The following is a 21,013-nucleotide window of genomic DNA, read 5'->3' on the forward strand; positions in this document are numbered from 1 at the left end:
TCTTTAAAAATCACATGTATCATTTCCCATCGTTTATCTGCCTTAACCGTTTTTAGAATCTTCCCACACTAAAACAGACTCTACTGTTAACACAGTAAAGCCTGCTCTCAATTATTCTCCTAATACCGTTTTCGCAATATTTTTATCTAATGCTTCAAAGTCATCATATGAAATGGTTTCATACAGTTCTTTTCTCGTTTGCATATCTGTAACACCATTTTTTTGTGTACCTTCTTCTTTAATTAGCTTGAAGATTCGTTCATATGCTTTAGCTGCTACACGTAAAGAAGTTACTGGATAAATCACCATTTTAAAGCCCATACGTTGAAATTCTTCAGCAGTGATATAAGGTGTTTTTCCAAATTCAGTCATATTTGCTAAAAGTGGTGCATTGACCTTCTGCGCAAACGCTTGGAACTCTTCATCCGTTTGTAACGCTTCGGGAAAAATCGCTTCTGCTCCAGCGGCTACGTATGCATTCGCTCGTTCAATGGCAGCGTCTAACCCTTCATTAGCTCGGGCATCGGTCCGAGCGACGACTACTAGCGAAGGAGCTACTTTTTTAATTGCTTGTATCTTTTGTTCCATCTCTTCTTTTGTGACAAGCTGTTTCCCGTTCAAATGACCGCATTTCTTTGGTAGCTGCTGATCTTCTATCTGCACTGCAGCAACATTCGCTTCAAACATCTCCTGAGCTGTCCGAGCTACATTTAACACACCGCCAAAACCAGTGTCAATATCTACTAAAGCTGGTAAGTTCGTAGCCCGAACTAAGTCTCTAGCCCTTTCAGCTACTTCTGTTGATGTTACCATTCCTAAATCTGGTAAGCCTTTACTAGCCGTATACGCTCCCCCAGATAGATACAGCGCATGGAAACCTGTTTGTTTAGCAACGAGCGCTGCCATCGCGTCATGGGCTCCAGGAATTTGTAAAATCTCCTCTGCGTACATGAGTGCTTTGAATTGTTCTGCTAACTCTTTTTGTGTTTTCGGTTCATCGACAATCCATGCCATCTTTTGATGTCCTCCTCGTTACTTCGCAAATAATTCCATAAATTCGTTTACATCCATCTCCGCTAACTTACCATAATCATAACTAACGGATTCAATTTCCTGCAACTGTTTGCTAGCAAATTGTGTCGCCAAATTAGCTGCGTACTTGTCTAGTATCTTTGGAATTGCTTCTTCTCTGCGAAAACGATGTCCTAATGGATATTCACGTTCAATTGCTGCTGTTTGCGTGCCATCTTTGAAATGAACTTGAACGGCATTTGCAATAGAACGTTTATTTGGATCTAAATAATCCTCTGTGTATGCTTTATTTTCTGTAACAACCATTTTATCACGCAACATATCCACTCTTGGATCAGCAGCAACATCATCCTCATAATCTTCTGCCACAATATTTCCTTTTAATAAACCGATAGCTGTTATATATTGCAAACAGTGATCACGGTCAGCTGGATTATACAACGGTCCTTTTTTATCAATAATGCGAATTGCTGACTCATGGGTAGAAATCGTAATGTGATCAATTTCATCTAAGCGTTCCTTTATCTCAGGATGAAGCTCAATCGCCGCTTCTGCTGCTGTTTGGGCATGGAATTCAGCAGGATAAGATACTTTAAAAAGTACATTTTCCATGACATAACTATCTAAAGGCTGTTTTAATACAAGCTCTTGTTTATTAAATAACACATCTTGAAAGCCCCAACCTGGAGCACTTAACGCCGTTGCGTAACCCATTTCCCCTTTTAAAGCCATTAACGCTAATCGGACAGCTCGGCTCGTTGCATCACCAGCAGCCCAAGACTTACGAGAGCCCGTATTCGGTGCATGACGATACGTACGTAAACTAGAATTATCAATCCAAGCATTGGATAATGCATGTATAATCTCTTCTTTCGTACCACCAAGCATTTTCGTTACGACAGCGGTAGAGGCGATTTTCACAAATAAAACATGATCAAGTCCGACACGATTCAAGCTGTTCTCTAAAGCAAGAATTCCTTGAATTTCATGTGCCTTAATTGTCATTTCTAATACATCTTTCACCTTAAGCGGCTCTTTTCCGTTCGCTATATTCTGGCGGCTAATAAAATCAGCCACTGCTAAAATAGCTCCAAGATTATCAGATGGATGCCCCCACTCTGCAGCAAGCCATGTATCATTATAATCGAGCCAACGAATCATCGCACCAATATTAAACGCTCCTTGCACAGGGTCTAATGTATGGGAAGTGCCAGGAACGCGCACGCCATTTGGTACTACTGTCCCGGGTACAATCGGCCCAAGATGTTTCGTACATTCAGGGTAATTAAGAGCTAATATCCCACAACCTAATGTATCGATTAACACATAATGTGCGGTAGAAAAAGCTTCTTCACTAGTAACTTCTTTATTTAACACATAATCTGCTATGTCTTCTAATAGTTGATCTGTCTTTCTTTCATCTTTCACTTGTACCATGCATGATCGCTCCTTCAATCTAGATTAATAACTTTCTCCGATGTAATGAACACGCGGACGGAATATGCGATTGTTGTTATGCTGTTCTATGACGTGTGCAGCTAATCCCGCTGTACGTGCGCTAAAGAAAATCGGCGTATAAAGACCGATTGGAATGCCAAGCATCCAATATACAGGTGCTGCATAATAATCGAGATTAGGATATAAACCTTTTTCCTCTCGCATTACTTTTTCTCCAGCTTCACACATTTCTAATAATGTGTAGTCTCCTTTTTTCTCACATAGTTGCTTTAAAGCGTCTTTCAACACTAACGCTCTTGGATCCATCTTCTTCATGTACACTCTGTGCCCAAAACCCATTACTTTTTCTTTATTGGCAAGCTTTCTTTGAATTAATTCTTCAAAAGCAGCGGCAGTTTTCACTTCATTTAGCATATACATTACCGCTTCATTCGCACCACCATGTAAATTTCCTTTTAAGGAGGCAACTCCCCCTGTCAAGGCTCCATAAAGGTCGGAATTTGTCGAAGCGATAACTCTAGCAGTAAATGTTGAATTTGGCATTTCGTGCTCACTATAAAGTAGTAATGTACGATCAAATATTTCCGCTTCAAACGCTGCTGGTTTCTCCCCTGTAATCATGTATAAAAAATTTGCACTGTAAGAAAGTGTTGGATCCGGTTTGACAACCTCTTGCCCATGAATGAGACGAAAGCTATTTACCGTAATAGCTGGCAACTTGCCTAATAGCTCATACGCTCTACTTTTATTCGCTTCTAAAGAACGATTATCTATATCTCCATCATATCCAGAAAGCGCTGACAATCCTGTCCGCAATCCATCCATCGGGTGTGTTTGCTTTGGCAATAGAGATAAAATTTGCATCACTTGATCCGGTATATCGTAATTAGAGGTTAACTTCTTTTCAAGAGCCGTTTTTTCAGAAGCAGTTGGTAAGTTACCATCCAATAAAAGATGTACAACATCAATATAGTCGTTGTTTTGCGACAAATCGATTAATTCATGCCCGCGTATAATGATTTTTTCTTGTTCTGTGTCAAGAAATGATATAGCCGTCTCTGCTGCAATAACGCCATCTAAACCAGGGACAAACTGCTGATTCGTACTCATAAACATCCTCCTTGAAATTATTCGTTAATTTTCTTTATTTTCTCTATTTATATTATAGAATTGAATTGAAGATTAGGAAAATATATAATTTTAATTACTAGACATAATTTTTTTCAATATCAAAACAAAAGAAAACGGGGTGTTTTTTATGAGAACGGAAGATTGGGAAATGTTAGCGGAATTATATCGGACGGAAAATATTACACAAGCTGCACAACGGCTGTTTTTATCTCAACCAACCTTAACATCTCGTTTAAAAAAAATGGAAACATATTATGATGTCCAGCTTATCATACGTAAACAGAGAGGAATTACGTTTACACCAGAAGGAGAACAGTTGGCTCTTCATGCACAAAAAATGCTGTATGAACAAAGAAGGATTGAAGAACAGCTTCATAATATGAAAGATCAGTTTGCTGGCACGATTCGAGTCGGCGTATCAAATTTTTTTGCATTGAATAAAATGCCGAAATTATTACGTTTATTTAAGCAAAGTTACCCAGATGTAGAATTTCAGGTAGTCACAGGATGGAGTAGTGAAATGCACCGCCTTATTTTAAATCATGATGTACATATTGGTTTTATCAAAGGTGATTATATGTGGAATGAAAATAAACATTTACTATATGAAGAAGAGATTTGTATTGCTTCTCCGTGGGATTTCCAATGGGAGGATCTTCCTCATTTACCTCGGATTGATTACCATACAGATGAGAAAATGAGGAGTATTGTCGATCAATGGTGGTATAGCACCTATAAACAAAATCCAAATATAAATATTCAAGTCAATCAAGTGGAAACATGTAAAGAAATGGTCATTCATGGACTTGGTTATGCCGTTATAGCCAATCTTGTCGTTCGTCCACACACCGATTTATTCATTAAACCCATTCATTTACCGTCGGGTGAATCCGTGACCAGAAAAACTTGGATGTACTATCATGAAGAAACGTTAAAGCTCAACATTGTAAAAGCATTCGTCCAGTTTATTGAAACGCTTGATGTAAAAGCATTATAGAAACTAAAAACACAAAGAACATGATGTAAAATGATAACGTGTGAAAACTTTAAAAACGTCTTAGATACAAAGCGGATTTTGCGTGCAAAACCCAACACAGCGATGAGACACTATATAAGCCCTAAAAATTCTGTACTTTTTTATAGTGTGAAATAAAAAGTAATCTACTTCCTACTTGACCGGCAGGATGGATTACTTTTTTGTGTTGGAATTGGTTAATCGTTACAAATGATCGTGTCTCTTTCATAGAATACGATATTAAAGCCTTTACATATACAGAGCTCGTTTGATAGTATACTTGTATACAAGTATACTATCAAACGCGTATAAGGAGGATGAAAATGAATGCGCTTTATCCAGAGCAATGGTTACATAACTTGTCAACAGGAGAGAAAATAGCTGCCGAAGTTCGCATGCAAATTATTTCCAAAACAATTGGAAGCGATACCATAATATCCGAAAATAAGCTTGCTAAACAATTTGATACGAGCCGGTCCCCTGTACGAGAAGCTCTAAAAATTCTCGCTTCTGAAGGCTTCATTCAACTTGAAAAGATGGGGGCTGTCATCTTAGACTTTTCAGACAAAGATATTGAAGAACTTTATGATATAAGAAAAATAATGGAACAATTTGTGCTTGAACGCATCATTCAGTTAGATACGGATGCTCTCGAACAACAGTTAATTAAAATTATCGACATGATGTCTATTGCAGTTAAATTTAAAGATGCTGAGAGTTTAACTGCTCAAGATTTGGATTTCCATGAAACAATCATTCGATCTATCAATCATAAGAGAATATTACTCATGTGGTCAAAAATGCGTCCAACTATGGAAAGCTTTATTTTATTGTCAATGAGACGAAGGTTTAAAGACGCCCCAAAGGATGCTGATAGAATTGTGCAAAATCATAAACTCATGCTGAAATCGATTCAAGATAAGGATAAAGTTTCTATTTCCAAAGCAGTTGAAAACAATTTTAACACGCACCATATGCTTGAAAAAGAAAGAAAACATCATCATTAATCTCCTGCAAACTTGAAGATACCTATACTAAACTAGAAAGAAGGAGAAATCTATGCCATTATTTATTGTCGCTTTAGGAATTATCGTACTACTGATACTGATTATGAAATGGAATATACATACCTTTATCTCTTTAATTATCGTTGCTTTTTTGATTGCCTTATCTCTAGGAATGCCTCTTAAAAATATTGTTGCATCTATTGAAAGCGGGATGGGAGGAACGCTAGGAAGTATCGCATTTGTCTTTGGATTAGGCGCCATACTTGGTAAGTTAATAGCCAATGCAGGAGGTGCCCAACGAATTGCTATTACACTGATTGAAAAATTTGGCGAAAAACAAATTCAATGGGCAGTCGTCATTGCTTCTTTCATTCTTGGTATAGCATTATTTTTTGAAGTAGGATTAGTATTACTTATTCCGATTGTGTATCAAATTGCCAAGCAAACAAAGGTTTCTTTCTTATCCCTTGGTCTACCAATGGTGGCAGCATTGTCTGTTACACATGGTTTTTTACCACCACATCCGGGGCCAACCGTCATTGCACAAGAATATAATGCAAATATAGGCATGGTTTTACTTTATGGAATCATTGTTGCTATACCAACTACATTCATTTCCGGACCGTTTTTTGCTAGATTTGCAAAAAAATGGGCTCCTACTGCTTTTGATAAATTAGAAAGCGGTAGCCTAGCAGAAATTGGAGAAGCGAAGCAATTTAAATTAGAAGAAACACCAGGGTTTGGTATTAGCGCATTTACAGCTTTATTTCCAGTTTTATTAATGATGTTATCTACCATAATCTCTTTATTCCAAGGCGATAAATCAGGTTTTATATTTGATTTTTTCACAATGGTTGGTTCACCGACGACCGTGATGCTTTTGTCTGTCTTATTAGCCATCTATACGATGGGATTAGCACGTAATATTCCCATGAAAGAGCTAATGAGTGCTGCAGAAAGTTCTATACGCTCTATTGCGATGATGCTATTAATTATTGGCGCAGGTGGAGCTTTAAAACAAGTTTTAATTGATGGTGGCGTTGGGGATTATGTTGCTGTTTTATTTGACGGTAGTTCCATCTCGCCGATTATTTTAGCTTGGTTAATTGCAGCAGTCTTAAGAATTGCTCAGGGGTCAGCTACCGTCGCTGCATTAACGACAGCAGGGCTAGTTATTCCTTTAATGGCAGGGTCAGATGTTAATTTGGCACTAATGGTCTTAGCTACAGGAGCTGGTAGTCTTATCGCATCCCATGTCAATGATACTGGCTTTTGGATTATTAAAGAGTCCTTTGGTTTAACAATAAAAGAAACATTTTTAACGTGGACGATGTTAGAAACTGTTATCTCTATAAGTGGTCTTGTCTTCATCTTACTATTAAACATTTTCGTGTAATAGTTTATTGTTAACGATTTATAAATTGAAAAACTACGGTCATCGCGTCTTTATCGCGATAAAACGCTTTCATTTACTTATAATTACCCATCATGTAAATGAAGCGATCACTTAGGTGGACAATACCGTCTTTTTCAACCAGAATAAAAGTGGGAGTTCTCTAAATTAAAGGAGGGAGTTGGATTGCACATCTTAATTGGTGAAAATAGGTTGGAGCTAACCATTGGAGATATAACGAAAGAAAAAACAGAGGCAATCGTTAATGCAGCAAATGGCTCGCTGATGGGTGGCGGTGGTGTTGATGGAGCAATTCATCAAGCAGCAGGACCAGAATTATTGCAAGCTTGTCGTAAAATCCGTAAACAACAGCTAAAAGGCGAGCCTTTAGGAACTGGAGAAGCTGTCATAACTGCTGGGTATCATTTACCTGCAAGCTATGTAATCCATACGGTAGGACCCATTTGGGATGACCATCATCCAAATCAAGACAAGCAGTTAGCAAGCTGCTACCTGCATGCACTTAAACTTGCTCAAGAACATCATCTATCAAGCATTGCATTTCCATCTATTTCTACTGGTGTATATCGTTTTCCTATTAAATTAGCAGCAGAAATAGCTATAAGAACAGTTACGAACTATTTGCAGACAACAACATTTGGTCAAGTTAAAATCGTGCTCTTTTCCGAAGCTGACTTTCGTGTTTATCAATCTGCTTTGAAACATATAACCGATTCCCTTTAGCAATTCGAGCATAAGTTAAGGATGAACAAAGATGCAAGCACCTGTGTTTAGTAACGTAGCGAGTGGAACGAATTAACGGAGATAATGAAATCCTGCCATTAAAACAGAGGTATGCCGACATCGAGTTGAAGCCCGTTTTTAGTCGGCCTTCCTCTTTTCACGAACGAACCGATGATAACTTAGCTTAAGGCGATTTCGTGATTCCGCCTAGTTGCTGGGCGATGGAGCCGGACGTGACTTTTTTCTGATTTTTCTAAACTCCAAATAGTCTTTTCCCCCATTCTTTGAGTTTTGGGATAAAACCCTCTACAATTATTTACTCCCCTTCCTTTTCTATATGCCTCATCCATTATAGAAACAAAGTTTTATAACCTATATGCTCCAACGTATTTTCTGTATAAGAAAATTTGCTTTTGGCATGATAAGAGAAAAAGTGCAATGAATGGAGCATGTAATCATGACAAACCAACCTAAAACATGGAGTATTATTAGCATTGCCTCCATACCGCTTGTAATGACACTAGGAAATTCAATGCTTATCCCTGTACTACCAATTTTTGAAAAAGAAGTAGGGATTACCTCCTTTCAATCAAGTATGGTCATAACAAGCTACTCGATAGCTGCCATTTTTCTTATTCCAGTAGCAGGCTATTTATCGGATCGCTACAGTAGAAAAATCGTTATTTTAATCAGTTTAATTTTCGCTTTTATTGGTGGTTTAATTGCCGGTTTTGCCTCGTGGAAACTAATAGAACCTTTCACATGGATTATTATTGGTCGTATTCTCCAAGGCATAGGAGCAGCCGGGGCCTTCCCTATTGTACTGCCTTTAGTAGGAGATTTATTTAAAGGCGATGATGAGAAAACAAGCGCTTGCTTAGGTATTGTTGAAACATCGAACACGCTCGGAAAAGTACTAAGCCCTATACTCGGCGCACTATTTGCCGCTTTTTTATGGTATATACCTTTTTTCTCTATTTCTGTTTTTAGTATTATTTCTACTGTGCTCATTTATTTTTTTATTAAAGTACCAAAACAAGCAGACGAAGTAGAACCTCTGCGAAAATTTATCCAGAGAACAAAAAACACCTTTAAAACAGAAGGTAAATGGCTATATACCGTGTTTTTAATTGGAATTCATTTCATGCTTATCCTATTCGGTGTTTTGTTTTTTCTCTCTGATATCTTCGAAAAACAGCATCAACTATTTGGAGTGACAAAAGGGTTTGTATTAGCTATTCCGTTGTTTGGACTTTGCCTCGCATCGTTTATTACTGGGCGGAAAATAAAGGGTGACTTAGCAACGATGAAACGTGTGTTATTAGTTAGTTTACCTATTGTCGCAGTAACTGTCGTGTTCATTGGCTTTTCAAGTAATAACTTGTATCTATTGTTAAGCGTTTCTTCTATTTTAGGAATTGCTATTGGCGCTGTACTGCCTACATTAGACGCACTGATTACCCAAGGAATTGATAAAGAAGAACGTGGAACGATCACGGCCTTCTATAGTTCTTCACGTTTTATCGGTGTCGCTTTAGGTCCCCCAGTTATATCTTTAGCAATGCGCCACTATATTCATTTCAGTTATATAACCATGGGGATCGTTAGTTTTTTGTTGGTTTTTTTTGTATGGTTTTTTATACGTGGAGAAGAAGCTATTATTGCAGAAAGCGGATAAAAAGAATCTTTAATCAGTTGGAGATAATTGGGAGTCTTGATTAAAAGAGACGCTTCTCCCTCCCCCATACATATTTTTTTCCTATAAACAAATAATAAAAACAGCTTAAATGATAAGGAGTATTCTATGACAGTTAAAGAGGGTTTAGAACAATCAGATGCAGCAGCAGAAAAATTAATTGAAATTAATCGAATAATTACAGATGCCGTGTTCCAAGCTTTTCTATTCTCATGGCAGTGGTGGTTAGGCATTATTTTATTTGTCGTTCCCTGGATACTTTGGGTTATATTTAGAACGAAACATAGTACAGGACGTTTGTTAGGTTGCGCCTTTCTAACCATTGCGCTATCTTTACTAATTGATTTAGTCTCATTATCTTACGGATTATGGTCTTATCCTATGAAATTTTCACCTATCTCACCGATTCTTTTTCTCCCTTATCATTTAGCTTTAGCTCCTGTTGCTGTTATGTTTGTGTTGCAAATCAAACCAAAAGCGAATGCCCTTATAAAAGGGAGTATTTTTGCAGCTATTGCGGCTTTTGGTGGAATGAACCTTTTCAACGCATTAGAATTTTACAATCCAAAAAACTGGTCCACATTTTATGACTTTTTTATCTTTCTATTTTTATTCTTTGCCTCTTATTGGTTATTCCATATTCAAGGCTACGAAAAAATTGCTGCAAGAAAACATACGTAGACTCTTTTAATTTTTCTTGTTACGTAAAGGATAGTACACGCTCAAGGTATACATATGCTGTTCTTTCATTACCAGCGAATTTTCTATAGTTACAAAAGGGGATGCCACCGTTTTACTTATACGATAAACCGTGAAATAGGAACAAATGCTCGGGGCGCCCGTTTAGCAACGTAGCGAGTGGAACGAAGCAACGAAAGTTTTAGGGGTCATGCTCCTGCAACAGAAGTATGCCGGGTAGGGCGGCAAGCCCGTCTTTAGTCGGCCTTCCTATTTAGAACGAACTGATGATGACTTAGCTTAGGGCGATTTTCGTGAAGTCGCCTAGTTGCTGGGCGCTGGAGCCGGGCGTGGCTAAATAACTTAGTTCATTTATCTACAGCTGCAAATTTTAATATTTCCATAAATTTGCTAGACCATGAAAAAAGGAAAGGCAAAAAATCACCTTTCCTCTCTTTATGAAAACCATTTCTTTTTATTGTTTGGATAGTAATTCGCTTTGTTTCACTTCAAGACGTCTACGGTGCAAAATAGGCTCGGTGTATCCATTAGGCTGTTCTTTTCCTTTAAATATAAGGTCACAAGCTGCTTGAAAGGCAATCGAACGATCGAAATCTTGAGCCATCGGATGATAATTTTTATCGCCTTCGTTTTGCTTATCCACCATTTTTGCCATTCTTTTTAAGGAATCCATCATTTGTTCTTCTGTGCAAACACCATGATACAACCAATTAGTTAACATTTGGCTGGAAATTCGTAACGTTGCTCGATCCTCCATTAAACCAATATGATGAATATCAGGAACTTTCGAGCATCCTACGCCTTGGTCCACCCAACGAACGACATAGCCAAGCAATGTTTGACAGCTATTATCTAACTCATTTTGTATTTCCTCATGCGACCAATTTGGTTGCTTAGCAATTGGCACTTGCAACATATCAGTCTGATAACTTTGCTTCTCTTTGGCAAGCTGATCTTGAACTGCTTTTACGTCCACTTCATGATAATGCAATGCATGTAATGTCGCTGCTGTTGGCGACGGTACCCAAGCCGTGTTCCCACCTGCTGTAAGGTGACTAATTTTTTGTTTAAGCATATCAGCCATTAAATCTGGCATCGCCCACATTCCTTTACCAATTTGCGCCTTCCCTCGTAACCCTGCTTGCAGCCCTGTTTGCACATTATTTTTTTCGTATGCCTGTAACCAAGCCGATGTCTTCATTTCCCCTTTACGAATCATTGGACCCGCTTCCATAGATGTATGAATTTCATCACCTGTTCGATCTAAAAATCCCGTATTAATAAATACGACGCGTTCTTTTACTTGATAAATACAGTTTTTTAAATTTAATGATGTTCTTCGTTCTTCATCCATAACCCCGATTTTAATCATATATCGCTCTAAATCTAACATATCTTCAATTCGATGAAACAATTCATTCGCAAATGCAACTTCTTTTGAGCCATGCATTTTTGGTTTTACAATATAAATCGAACCTGCTGGTGAATTTCGATAACGCCCGCTTCCTAATAAATCGTGTTTTGCCATAAGTGAAGTGAACACGCCATCCATGATCCCCTCGGGGATTTCTTCTCCGTTTTTCGTGAGAATCACATTCGTTGTCATTAAGTGCCCTACATTTCGCACAAACATCAGCACTCGTCCAGGCAATGTAATCGCTTCTCCATTTGGACCTTTATACGTACGATCCGCATGCAACGTTCTGGTGATTTCTTTTTCATTTTTGGTGAATGTGGCAGATAAGTTACCTTTATTTAACCCTAACCAATTTCGGTAAACAAGCGTTTTATCTTCTGCATCCACAGCGGCTACAGAATCCTCACAGTCCATAATTGTCGTTGTCGCTGCTTCTAATACAATATCTTTCATCCCAGCAACATCTGTTTTACCTATTGGATGCGACGGATCTATTTGCACTTCAACGTGTAAGCCGTTATGAACGAAAAGAATAGCTGTTGGCGATGCTACATCACCTTGATAACCAACAAATTGCGCCGTATGTTTTAATGCCGTTGTTGCACCATTTTCTAAGCTAATATGCAAATTCGCTTCCCTTACAAAATACCGAGTCACTTCTGCATGAGACCCTGTTTGCAGTGGAAAATGATCGTTTAAGAACTTTTTCCCAAATTCGATTACCCGTTGACCGCGAATGGGATTATACGACGTCCCCTTTTCCGCGCCATCTTCTTCAGAGATCACATCTGAACCGTACAATGCGTCGTAAAGCGACCCCCATCTCGCATTGGCAGCATTTAGCGCATAACGTTCATTATCAATAGGGACAACTAATTGCGGCCCTGCTTGCTTTGTAATCGTATCATCGACATGTTCGGTCGTAATCGTAAAATCATCCACTTCTGGCTCTAGATAGCCAATCTCCTTTAAAAATGACGTATACGCTTCTTGATCTTCAAAATCATTTGTTTGAAGCCAATCATTTATTCTTTGTTGCATTTTCTCTCTTTCAACCAATAATGCTTTGTTCTTAGGTGCCAAATCGGTAACAAGTTCATCAAAATCTTGCCAAAACTTCTCTTGATTCAATCCCGTATCTGGTAATGCTTCCTTGTTAACAAATTCATAAAGTTCTGTAGCAATTTGCAGATTGCCTTTCGTTATATACGCTGTCAATGTTATCCCCCTCTGTAATCCTTTATTTACTCTATTGTAAAGTTAAAAATCATAAAATTGAAATATCCGTTTTGCATAAGTGTTATTCCTTTTAGCTATTGATTTTAGTATAATAATGAAAAACAGGAATTTAACAAACGGAAGGTCGGATTATATGGACATTCGTCAAGTTGAGTATTTCATTGCTGTAGCCAATAAACAAAATTTCACCAAAGCTGCCTCCACGCTTCACATCTCCCAGCCTTCCTTAAGTAAAGCAATTAAAAATTTAGAAAATCAGCTCGGTGTTACTTTATTTTATCGAGGTGGAAAAAAGATTGAACTGACAGATGCGGGCGCTGCGTTTTTAGGGAACGCCAAACAATTTATCGAAGCTTATGAAAATCTAACAACGGAAATGTATGACGTGGTGCAATTAAAAAAAGGACAAATAAAAATTGGCATCCCTCCCATTATTGGCGCTACTTTTTTTTCAAAATTAATTAGTCAATACAAAGCAGCGCACCCCTCCTTTCATATTGAACTAAACGAAGTGGGTAGTAATTTAATTCAACATGGGGTAAAAGAAGGAGAGTTAGATGTTGGCCTCATTTGTAATCTACCAGTAGAAAAACACCACTTTTCTACCATAAACCTGTTAAAAGACCCTTTAATGGTCGTTGTCCAAAACAATCACCCTCTTGCTTCTAAAAAATCTGTTGCATTGCCAGATTTACAGGATGAACCATTTATTTTATATCAGCAAGATTTCTCTTTACATGACCGGATTATAGAAGCCTGCCAACAATACGATTTTATGCCAAATGCCGTCTGTAAAAGTTCGCAGCGAGACTTCATGATCGAAATGGTGGAAGCAAACTTAGGCATCGCTCTTTTCCCTAGTAAAATTTGTAAACAACTGCTCCATCACGATGTTCAAGCTATTCCTTTCAAACAACCAAGGCTTCATCTGGAGTTGGCACTTATTTGGAAAAAAGATAAATATTTGCCGTATGCCGTGCGTGAGTTTGTCACTATGGCAAAAGATTTCACAAATTAAGTTCATTTAGAAAAACTTGGCTTACTGCCAATCCATTTAGAGGTAGACTTAGTTTTTCTTATACTATAATCAATAGTAATTCTATGCTTTCCTATAGTGGAACAAAGGCGCAAGTGCCCATTTAGCAACGTAGCGACCGGAAAGCATCAACGGTGATAAAGGTATCATACCACTAAAACAAGGGTATGCCGATGTCGAGCGGCAAGCCCTTGTTTAGTCTGCCTTCATTCTTTTTAGCCAAGAACCAATGATGACTTATCATAGGGTAATTCGTGCTGGATTTGCTTAAACTGTAGCAACTCGTGGATAATTGTGAACTCCAGCGACTTTATTGTGAACTTCAAGTAACCTCCCTGTGAACTTCAGCGACTTTTCATGAAATTCAAGCAATTTTTAATAAACTCCAGCAACTTTTCAACTTGTCCAACGAATAACCTACTTTTTGTCGTCATAGCCTAGTTGTAGTGAGTATCCATCATAAAGGGAGGCTGAAAAATGAACGCACAAACACCATCATTTACAAGTGCTTTTGACCCTTACGTATACCAAACTTTACAGTCAATAACAGGTGCCACGCTCATTGTACAAACAACACAAGGAACAGTGACAGGTAGCTTAAAAACAGTAATGCCTGACCATATCGTTTTAGAATCGGGCGGATCTTCATTCTATATTCGTATTCAACAGATTGTTTGGGTGATTCCGAAAAGCTAAAGAAGGAGGCTTATCATGTTTAAACGTGAAAACCGCATGTTAATTGAACTGCCTGTTCCTGAACACGGCGACCCTAATGCTGCAGCAGCGGTTCAAGAATTATTAGGTGGGAAATTTGGCGAAATGTCTACATTAAATAATTATATGTTTCAATCATTCAATTTCCGCCAAAAAGATAAGCTTAAACCATTTTACGATCTTGTAGCAAGTATAACAGCTGAAGAATTCGGCCATGTCGAACTTGTTACGAACACAATTAATCTCCTTTCAAAAGGAAACACCTTTTACACTGGAAACCCAGATGTCACCCCGTTACGCGAAGGAAAAGACAGCCGCAATACGTATCAATTTATCGCCACTGCTCAAACAGCACTTGTAGGTGACTCCATGGGTCGAGCATGGACAGGAGATAATGTCTTTAGTAGCGGCAATCTTGTCTTAGATTTACTACACAATTTCTTTCTTGAAGTCGGCGCTCGTACACATAAAATGCGCGTTTACGAAATGACAGAACATGAAACAGCACGAGAGATGATTGGTTACTTATTAGTTCGTGGAGGTACACATGTGCTAGCCTATGCGAAAGCCTTAGAAATCGCAACAGGGGTTGACGTTAAAAAGCTTATCCCAATCCCTGATTTATCGAACACGAAGTTTGATCATGCTCGAAAATTTGAAGAACAAGGGTTAGCAAATGTTTTATACACGTGGAATGATGTGGGAGATTATAACGATATCCGACAAATTTGGAAAGGAGACAATCCAGAGAATGGAGAGAAGCTAATCGTCAAGGAAGGAATACCAAAAGGAGGCCCTATCCCTAATTTAGAAGATCTTCCTGAACAATTTGCACCTGGCATTGATAAAGATGATTATCAAAAAATTGCTAAACGGTTAATGGAAAACATGTAAGTATGATGAACTCCGTAGTGTTTACGGAGTTCATCATACAATATTTATGTAGAACTTACATCTATTTCATGCGAGCAGGAGCGATTTCTACGGGGGGCGTGCGGATTTGCGACGAGCATGAGCGAGTTCAGCGCAGGGCGTGCGGAATTACGACGAACATGAGCGGTTTCTGCGCGGGGCGTGCGGATTTGCGACGAGCATGAGCGAGTTTAAGCGCGGGGCGTGCGGAATTACGACGAGCATGAGCGAGTTTAAGCGCGGGGCGTGCGAATTTGCGACGAGCATGAGCGAGTTTAAGCGCGGGGCGTGCGAATTTGCGACGAGCATGAGCGAGTTTAAGCGCGGAGCGTGCGGAATTACGACGAACATGAGCGATTTCAACGCGGGGCGTGCGGAATTACGACGAACATGAGCGGATTTCAGTGCGAGAGAGCGTAATTGTGACGAACATGAGCGATTTCTGCGCGGGAGAGAGCGGATTGTGACGAGCAGGAGCGATTTCAACGCGGAGCGAGCGAGATTACGACGAACATGAGCGATTTTAAGCGCGGGGCGTGCGGATTTGCAACGAACATGAGCGCATTACGGACAGGAGCGAGCGTATTTCATGCGAGTATGAGCGATTTCAGCGCAGAAGAGAGCGGAATTACGACGAACATGAGCGATTTCTGCGCGGGGCGTGCAGATTGCGACGAACATGAGCGATTTCAACGCGGGGCGTGCGGATTTGCGACGAGCATGAGCGCATTCCGGACAGGAGCGAGCGTATTTCATGCGAGCATGAGCGATTTCAAGCGCGGGGGCGTGCGGATTTGCGACGAGCATAACCTTTTTATTTTTATTCTACGAGCAAATACATTGGCTACGCAAGTTCATTCCTCCAATTATACATCTTTCATAATCTTTTGGTGAATGATTACCACGATGAGAACCTTCCGCAAAAACTATATTATTCTGGCTACGTTTCGAGCACAAAAAAGATTCACCACAGTTGGAAGAAGCCGAACCCTTAAATTGTGGAGACAAAATCCCCTTGACTTTTATGGAACTTCATTGTATTCTAAAATTCAATCTTTTAAAATTTAATAAAAATTTTCTTATCCAGAGAGGTGGAGGGACTGGCCCTTTGATACCTCGGCAACAGACCGCATGCGGTACTGTGCCAATTCCAGAAGCATAGCGCTTGAAGATAAGAAGAAGATCCTTTTCAACATATTAGGAAACCTCTTCTTATTTCAAGGAGAGGTTTTTTGCATCCTCTCCTTGTAACCATTTTTAAGGAGATGATAAAGTGTTACAACAAACACGTGAAACTAGCATGGTGCAACTAGGAAACCGAAGTGATCTTCGTACTGGAGCAGTTAATCCACCTATTTATTTATCAACTGCATTCAAACATGATGGCATTGGACAGTCAACCGGGTATGATTACAGTCGCACGAAAAATCCAACTCGATCCCTGTTAGAAGAAGGTGTTGCGAAGTTAGAATCTGGTAAGCAAGCTTTTGCTTGTAGTTCAGGCATGGCAGCTATACAGCTTGTTCTTTCCCTTTTTCAAGCTGGTGATGAAATCATTGCTTCAGAAGATATTTATGGTGGGACGTATCGTTTGTTGGAACAGTACACAAGAGCATACCATTTTAACATCTGTTATGATCCCTTTACCAATTTCAAAGAAACGGAAACAAATATAACGAATAAAACAAAAGCAATATTTATTGAAACACCGACAAATCCATTAATGCAGGAAATAGATATTACCTCTATTGCTCATCTAACTAAAAAACATGATCTATTGCTTATTGTTGACAACACATTCCTTACACCCTATTTGCAACGCCCTTTAGAACTTGGCGCTGATATTGTTATTCATAGTGCAACAAAGTATATTGGTGGGCACAATGACGTATTAGCTGGTTTAGTAGTTACCGACGATGAACCGATCTGTGAACAACTTGCTATAATGCATAATACATCTGGGGCAGTACTCTCTCCATTTGACAGTTGGTTGTTAATTAGAGGATTAAAAACGCTATCCTTGCGTATGGAAAAGCACGAAACAAATGCCCAAGAGTTAGCCCATTTTTTAAACAACCATCAAGCAGTAAAAGAGGTGCTTTATCCTGGCAAAGGTGGTATGTTATCTTTTCGTTTACATGATAACAAGTGTGTAGATCCTTTTTTACAGCAATTACAACTGATTACCTTCGCTGAAAGTCTAGGTGGTGTGGAAAGTTTTATCACGTATCCATCAACACAAACACATGCGGATATTCCCATTAATAAACGTACTAAGCGTGGCATTGATGACTGTTTATTACGCTTTTCTGTCGGAATAGAGCATGTGAATGATTTAAAACATGATTTGCAGAACGCATTACAGGCATTTTAAATTTGGGCTTGACGGGGCTTTATAACTAAGTTTTATTTAATTCATAATAAATAGGGTGCTAGCTCTCACCCAAAGCTAACCATAACTATTTTTTCGAAATAGGTTGACATTGAATTTTTTTCCGTTTATAGTATAACTTACATTCAGAATAATAATAATTTACAAACTTCAATTTAATGGTTTCTTTAACCGTCAACTGTAAATCTTTATTATTCCACAACTTTATAGGATTTATCTTATCCAGAGAGGTGGAGGGACTGGCCCTTTGATACCTCAGCAACAGGCATCTTTTGCACTGTGCTAATTCCAGAAGCGTAACGCTTGAAGATAAGAAGAGTCGCCATTTGGAATCTATCCTCTTCTTATTCATAAGAAGGGGGTTTTTATGTTCCAATAATTCGCGATGGAAGCTCACATAGGTGAAGCAACTAAAAAAACGATTTTTTAATGAAAGGGGGAGGTAATTTTACCATGAAGTAAATATCGAAGTGGTGGCTCTTGCTATATACTTTGTACCACATTTTTTACGAAGCAAAGCTTTCAAAATAAAAGGAGGAGTTTAACATGAAACGCAGCTTACAACAAAGATTACAGGAAGGTACGGTTATTGTTGGGGAAGGTTATTTATTTGAATTAGAGCGCAGAGGATATTTACAAGCAGGTTCTTTTGTACCAGAAGTCGCATTAGATAATCCGCAAGCTCTGAAACAAGCTTATCGCGATTTTATGAATGCAGGCTCAGACGTCGTACTCGCATTTACTTACAACGGAAACCGAGAGAAGATGCGAATCATTGGTAAGGAAGAATTGCTCGAGCCGTTAAACAGGAACGCCATTCAGCTAGCAAAAGAAGTCGCCAAAGAACATCCTGTAGAAGAAGCACTCGTTGCTGGAAATATTTCTAACACGAATATTTTCGATCCGAATGACCCAGCTTCCAAAGAGCAAGTAAGGAGTATTTTCGCCGAGATGGTGCAATGGTGTAAAGAAGAAGGTGTTGATTTCGTAAACGGAGAAACATTTTATTATTATGAAGAAGCTCTAATCGCTTTAGAAGAAATTACGAAACAAGAACTCCCAGCCGTCATCACTTTTGGTCTTATGGGCGAAAACATTCTAAGGGACGGGTATACCGTGGAGGAAGCTTGCCAATTACTATCTGAAAAAGGAGCGCTCGTCGTCGGAATGAATTGCTTCCGTGGCCCTGATACCATCCAGCCCTTTGTAGCTAAAATAAGAGAGGCAGTCAAAGGTTATATTGGGGCATTACCAATACCTTATCGAACAACAGAGGCACACCCAACCTTTTTCAATTTGCCGGATGGAGGTTGCAGTTGCCATTTACCTACAGAAACGACGTTCCCAACGGCACTTGATCCACTTTACCACAACCGCTACGAATTAGCAGCTTGGGCGAAAAAAGCAAAAGACATCGGTGTGAACTATATTGGTCTATGCTGTGGCGCATCGCCTGCAATGTTACGTGCTGTTGCAGAAGCTGTCGGTAAAGAAACGGTTAATTCCAAATACTCGCCAAATATGGAAAAGCACTTTTTATTTGGTACTGACAAAACGTTGAAAAAACATAATCTAGAATACCGCTCCAAGGCTTAGAGGGTTGTTGGATAAGCATTTTTAAAAATATCATCCGCTGACAAGTTTTAATTTAGAGAGGAACTCCCATCAGAGCAATGACGGGGAGTTCCTTTAAATATAATTTGAACATCTTTCTACATTTTACATTCTTTATATCGCTTTTCATTTAAAGAGATTTGGTTAAAGTTCACACTAATATCCCTCATACTACCTCCAATTTGAGGAAAAACGTTTACTAATTCCCAACCTTGTTTTTCGTATTCATTTAATTTATCTTCAAATTCCTCTCGATCAGCTGAATCGATCCCTAATGTCCAAGTTTCTACAGCGTATTCCCAGGCACCCACGTCGCATCTTCCATATGTACTATACCTTTTCTAACAGCAATTATTTTTTTCATTGCATACTAAAAAAGTACATGTCTATACTAACGAATTTATTTCCGGTTTACAACGCACAGGAAAACTACTTTTTACTAACAGGCAGGATAATGGAAATAAAAGTCGAAATCATGTGTAAAGGCAATCTAGTGAGGACACTTTACACTTTAATTGGAGGACTAGCGGGATGAAAATTTTAGAAGACATCCCTTGTTGCCAGGGCTTATGGCGACAGCCTTTTTTTCCTATCCTTTAAGCCAAAAAATTGTAGGGAGGATGTTATCATGAACATTTATAATACAGCGCCATATTTCATAAATAATTATCAACCAAATGTATCATTTTTACATACATATCATGCTACCTATCCGCTACAATTTAAGGAATATTTTTTATATCATTGTAAGAACCCGGAACAAAAAAGAAAAACAGCCCTGCAAAAGTACCCAAGTCATATGAATACAATGAAAATAGCCAATCAAAACATAGAAAAACATCTGTACACGATCACGTCTGCGTATGAACAAAAATATCCTATTATTTTTAACAATAACGTACATATTATTGTTGGATTATACGGTTCTAATGCATTTACCCATCGTCAACCTATACCAGATGTCACCTTTTGCTTAGAGAAATTATCACCAGTTGATGAACACTTAAAAGTTATTATTGCCCATGAATTCGGTCATGTACTACATCATATGTTATCAGAGCAAAGAGAGGTAGACTGGGGGACTATACCGTGGTTCCATCCATATACAACTTTATTTCAAGAAGGAAGTGCAACCTATTTATCGAAGCAACTAGAAATTCCCAAGAATCAAGGCGCTTATTTCACATATGATGATACTGGAGAAAGGTGGTTAGCTTTTTCAAAACAACATAAGCGAGAAATCATTCGCGCCTTTTTGTCAGATATGCAAACATGTCATGAAGACCGAATATATCGGGAATGGTTTTCGATATATGGCGGAACTCAATTTGGTTACTCTCGTTTAGGATATTTTATTGGCTATGAACTCCTTCACTTTTTAATGAGAAAATATCCTGAACTAAAAGCAATTACTATTTGGAGAAACACCAATTATATCGGGATAATCCATAGTATTCTCCTCGAAATGAGCAACTAGCTTATGCCAGTGAATGAAGAGACGAAAATAGGATAGA

The 21,013-nt window shown here is 38.7% G+C and carries 17 protein-coding genes and 2 riboswitches; of the genes, 12 read left to right on the forward strand and 5 right to left on the reverse strand.

Annotated features, from left to right (window positions below; genetic code table 11):
• Window positions 1-111 precede the first annotated feature (111 nt).
• Genes prpB through mmgD form a run of 3 tightly spaced genes read right to left on the reverse strand, consistent with a single transcriptional unit; the run spans window position 112 to window position 3,600 of the window.
• Window positions 112-1,014: a methylisocitrate lyase gene (prpB, locus tag D9780_RS13630; protein WP_121640455.1), complete on the reverse strand. Its 903-nt coding sequence runs from the start codon at window positions 1,012-1,014 to the stop codon at window positions 112-114.
• Window positions 1,015-1,032: 18 nt separating this feature from the next.
• Window positions 1,033-2,469, reverse strand: coding sequence for a bifunctional 2-methylcitrate dehydratase/aconitate hydratase (locus tag D9780_RS13635; protein WP_073012830.1), 1,437 nt, complete (start codon window positions 2,467-2,469; stop codon window positions 1,033-1,035).
• 24 nt (window positions 2,470-2,493) lie between these two features.
• Complete coding sequence (gene mmgD / locus D9780_RS13640) at window positions 2,494-3,600, reverse strand: citrate synthase (RefSeq protein WP_121640456.1); 1,107 nt, start codon at window positions 3,598-3,600, stop codon at window positions 2,494-2,496.
• A 148-nt stretch (window positions 3,601-3,748) separates the two neighbouring features.
• Between mmgD and D9780_RS13645 the strand changes: the two genes are divergently transcribed.
• From D9780_RS13645 to D9780_RS13670, 6 genes are all read left to right on the forward strand, one after another.
• Complete coding sequence (locus D9780_RS13645; RefSeq protein ID WP_121640457.1) at window positions 3,749-4,618, forward strand: LysR family transcriptional regulator; 870 nt, start codon at window positions 3,749-3,751, stop codon at window positions 4,616-4,618.
• 341 nt (window positions 4,619-4,959) lie between these two features.
• Window positions 4,960-5,643, forward strand: coding sequence for a GntR family transcriptional regulator (locus D9780_RS13650; RefSeq protein ID WP_162985875.1), 684 nt, complete (start codon window positions 4,960-4,962; stop codon window positions 5,641-5,643).
• Between the two features lie 52 nt (window positions 5,644-5,695).
• Window positions 5,696-7,039: a gluconate:H+ symporter gene (locus D9780_RS13655; protein ID WP_121640459.1), complete on the forward strand. Its 1,344-nt coding sequence runs from the start codon at window positions 5,696-5,698 to the stop codon at window positions 7,037-7,039.
• Window positions 7,040-7,222: 183 nt separating this feature from the next.
• Complete coding sequence (locus tag D9780_RS13660) at window positions 7,223-7,780, forward strand: O-acetyl-ADP-ribose deacetylase (protein ID WP_121640460.1); 558 nt, start codon at window positions 7,223-7,225, stop codon at window positions 7,778-7,780.
• Between the two features lie 457 nt (window positions 7,781-8,237).
• Window positions 8,238-9,458, forward strand: coding sequence for an MFS transporter (locus D9780_RS13665; protein WP_121640461.1), 1,221 nt, complete (start codon window positions 8,238-8,240; stop codon window positions 9,456-9,458).
• 126 nt (window positions 9,459-9,584) lie between these two features.
• Window positions 9,585-10,157: a CBO0543 family protein gene (locus D9780_RS13670; protein ID WP_073012811.1), complete on the forward strand. Its 573-nt coding sequence runs from the start codon at window positions 9,585-9,587 to the stop codon at window positions 10,155-10,157.
• A gap of 472 nt (window positions 10,158-10,629) precedes the next feature.
• Here D9780_RS13670 and D9780_RS13675 read toward each other — a convergent pair whose 3' ends face one another.
• On the reverse strand, window positions 10,630-12,810 hold the full coding sequence (locus tag D9780_RS13675; protein WP_121640462.1) for a malate synthase G: 2,181 nt from the start codon (window positions 12,808-12,810) through the stop codon (window positions 10,630-10,632).
• A 154-nt stretch (window positions 12,811-12,964) separates the two neighbouring features.
• On the opposite strand from D9780_RS13675, the gene D9780_RS13680 reads away from it, so the two are divergent.
• The 5 genes from D9780_RS13680 (at window position 12,965) to D9780_RS13705 (ending at window position 19,481) form a co-directional block, all read left to right on the forward strand.
• On the forward strand, window positions 12,965-13,849 hold the full coding sequence (locus tag D9780_RS13680) for a LysR family transcriptional regulator (protein ID WP_121640463.1): 885 nt from the start codon (window positions 12,965-12,967) through the stop codon (window positions 13,847-13,849).
• 495 nt (window positions 13,850-14,344) lie between these two features.
• On the forward strand, window positions 14,345-14,563 hold the full coding sequence (locus D9780_RS13685) for a YuzF family protein (RefSeq protein ID WP_073012803.1): 219 nt from the start codon (window positions 14,345-14,347) through the stop codon (window positions 14,561-14,563).
• 15 nt (window positions 14,564-14,578) lie between these two features.
• Window positions 14,579-15,475 carry a manganese catalase family protein gene (locus D9780_RS13690; RefSeq protein WP_073012800.1) on the forward strand — a complete coding sequence of 299 codons (897 nt, stop codon included), beginning with the start codon at window positions 14,579-14,581 and terminating at the stop codon, window positions 15,473-15,475.
• Between the two features lie 1,094 nt (window positions 15,476-16,569).
• Window positions 16,570-16,671: riboswitch (SAM riboswitch) on the forward strand.
• Window positions 16,672-16,766: 95 nt separating this feature from the next.
• Window positions 16,767-17,867, forward strand: a complete 1,101-nt coding sequence (locus D9780_RS13700; RefSeq protein ID WP_121640465.1) for a methionine biosynthesis PLP-dependent protein — start codon at window positions 16,767-16,769, stop codon at window positions 17,865-17,867.
• 233 nt (window positions 17,868-18,100) lie between these two features.
• Window positions 18,101-18,201, forward strand: a riboswitch (SAM riboswitch).
• A 230-nt stretch (window positions 18,202-18,431) separates the two neighbouring features.
• Complete coding sequence (locus tag D9780_RS13705) at window positions 18,432-19,481, forward strand: homocysteine S-methyltransferase family protein (RefSeq protein WP_121640466.1); 1,050 nt, start codon at window positions 18,432-18,434, stop codon at window positions 19,479-19,481.
• Window positions 19,482-19,597: 116 nt separating this feature from the next.
• On the opposite strand, the gene D9780_RS13710 is transcribed toward D9780_RS13705, so the two are convergent.
• Complete coding sequence (locus tag D9780_RS13710; RefSeq protein WP_121640467.1) at window positions 19,598-19,810, reverse strand: DUF4177 domain-containing protein; 213 nt, start codon at window positions 19,808-19,810, stop codon at window positions 19,598-19,600.
• A gap of 317 nt (window positions 19,811-20,127) precedes the next feature.
• Here D9780_RS13710 and D9780_RS13715 point away from each other — a divergent pair, with 317 nt between their 5' ends.
• Window positions 20,128-20,976, forward strand: coding sequence for a DUF5700 domain-containing putative Zn-dependent protease (locus D9780_RS13715; protein WP_121640468.1), 849 nt, complete (start codon window positions 20,128-20,130; stop codon window positions 20,974-20,976).
• Window positions 20,977-21,013 lie beyond the last annotated feature (37 nt).

Origin of the sequence: Virgibacillus sp. Bac330 (assembly GCF_003667845.1) — a bacterium.
Lineage (GTDB): Bacteria > Bacillota > Bacilli > Bacillales > Amphibacillaceae > Virgibacillus > Virgibacillus chiguensis.

Bases quoted from the DNA above. Each gene is read 5' to 3' on its own strand.
- prpB (WP_121640455.1), bottom strand. From the start codon at position 1,014: ATGGCATGGATTGTCGATGAACCGAAAACACAAAAAGAGTTAGCAGAA.
- D9780_RS13635 (WP_073012830.1), bottom strand. From the start codon at position 2,469: ATGGTACAAGTGAAAGATGAAAGAAAGACAGATCAACTATTAGAAGAC.
- mmgD (WP_121640456.1), bottom strand. From the start codon at position 3,600: ATGAGTACGAATCAGCAGTTTGTCCCTGGTTTAGATGGCGTTATTGCA.
- D9780_RS13645 (WP_121640457.1), top strand. From the start codon at position 3,749: ATGAGAACGGAAGATTGGGAAATGTTAGCGGAATTATATCGGACGGAA.
- D9780_RS13650 (WP_162985875.1), top strand. From the start codon at position 4,960: ATGAATGCGCTTTATCCAGAGCAATGGTTACATAACTTGTCAACAGGA.
- D9780_RS13655 (WP_121640459.1), top strand. From the start codon at position 5,696: ATGCCATTATTTATTGTCGCTTTAGGAATTATCGTACTACTGATACTG.
- D9780_RS13665 (WP_121640461.1), top strand. From the start codon at position 8,238: ATGACAAACCAACCTAAAACATGGAGTATTATTAGCATTGCCTCCATA.
- D9780_RS13670 (WP_073012811.1), top strand. From the start codon at position 9,585: ATGACAGTTAAAGAGGGTTTAGAACAATCAGATGCAGCAGCAGAAAAA.
- D9780_RS13680 (WP_121640463.1), top strand. From the start codon at position 12,965: ATGGACATTCGTCAAGTTGAGTATTTCATTGCTGTAGCCAATAAACAA.
- D9780_RS13685 (WP_073012803.1), top strand. From the start codon at position 14,345: ATGAACGCACAAACACCATCATTTACAAGTGCTTTTGACCCTTACGTA.
- D9780_RS13690 (WP_073012800.1), top strand. From the start codon at position 14,579: ATGTTTAAACGTGAAAACCGCATGTTAATTGAACTGCCTGTTCCTGAA.
- D9780_RS13705 (WP_121640466.1), top strand. From the start codon at position 18,432: ATGAAACGCAGCTTACAACAAAGATTACAGGAAGGTACGGTTATTGTT.
- D9780_RS13715 (WP_121640468.1), top strand. From the start codon at position 20,128: ATGAACATTTATAATACAGCGCCATATTTCATAAATAATTATCAACCA.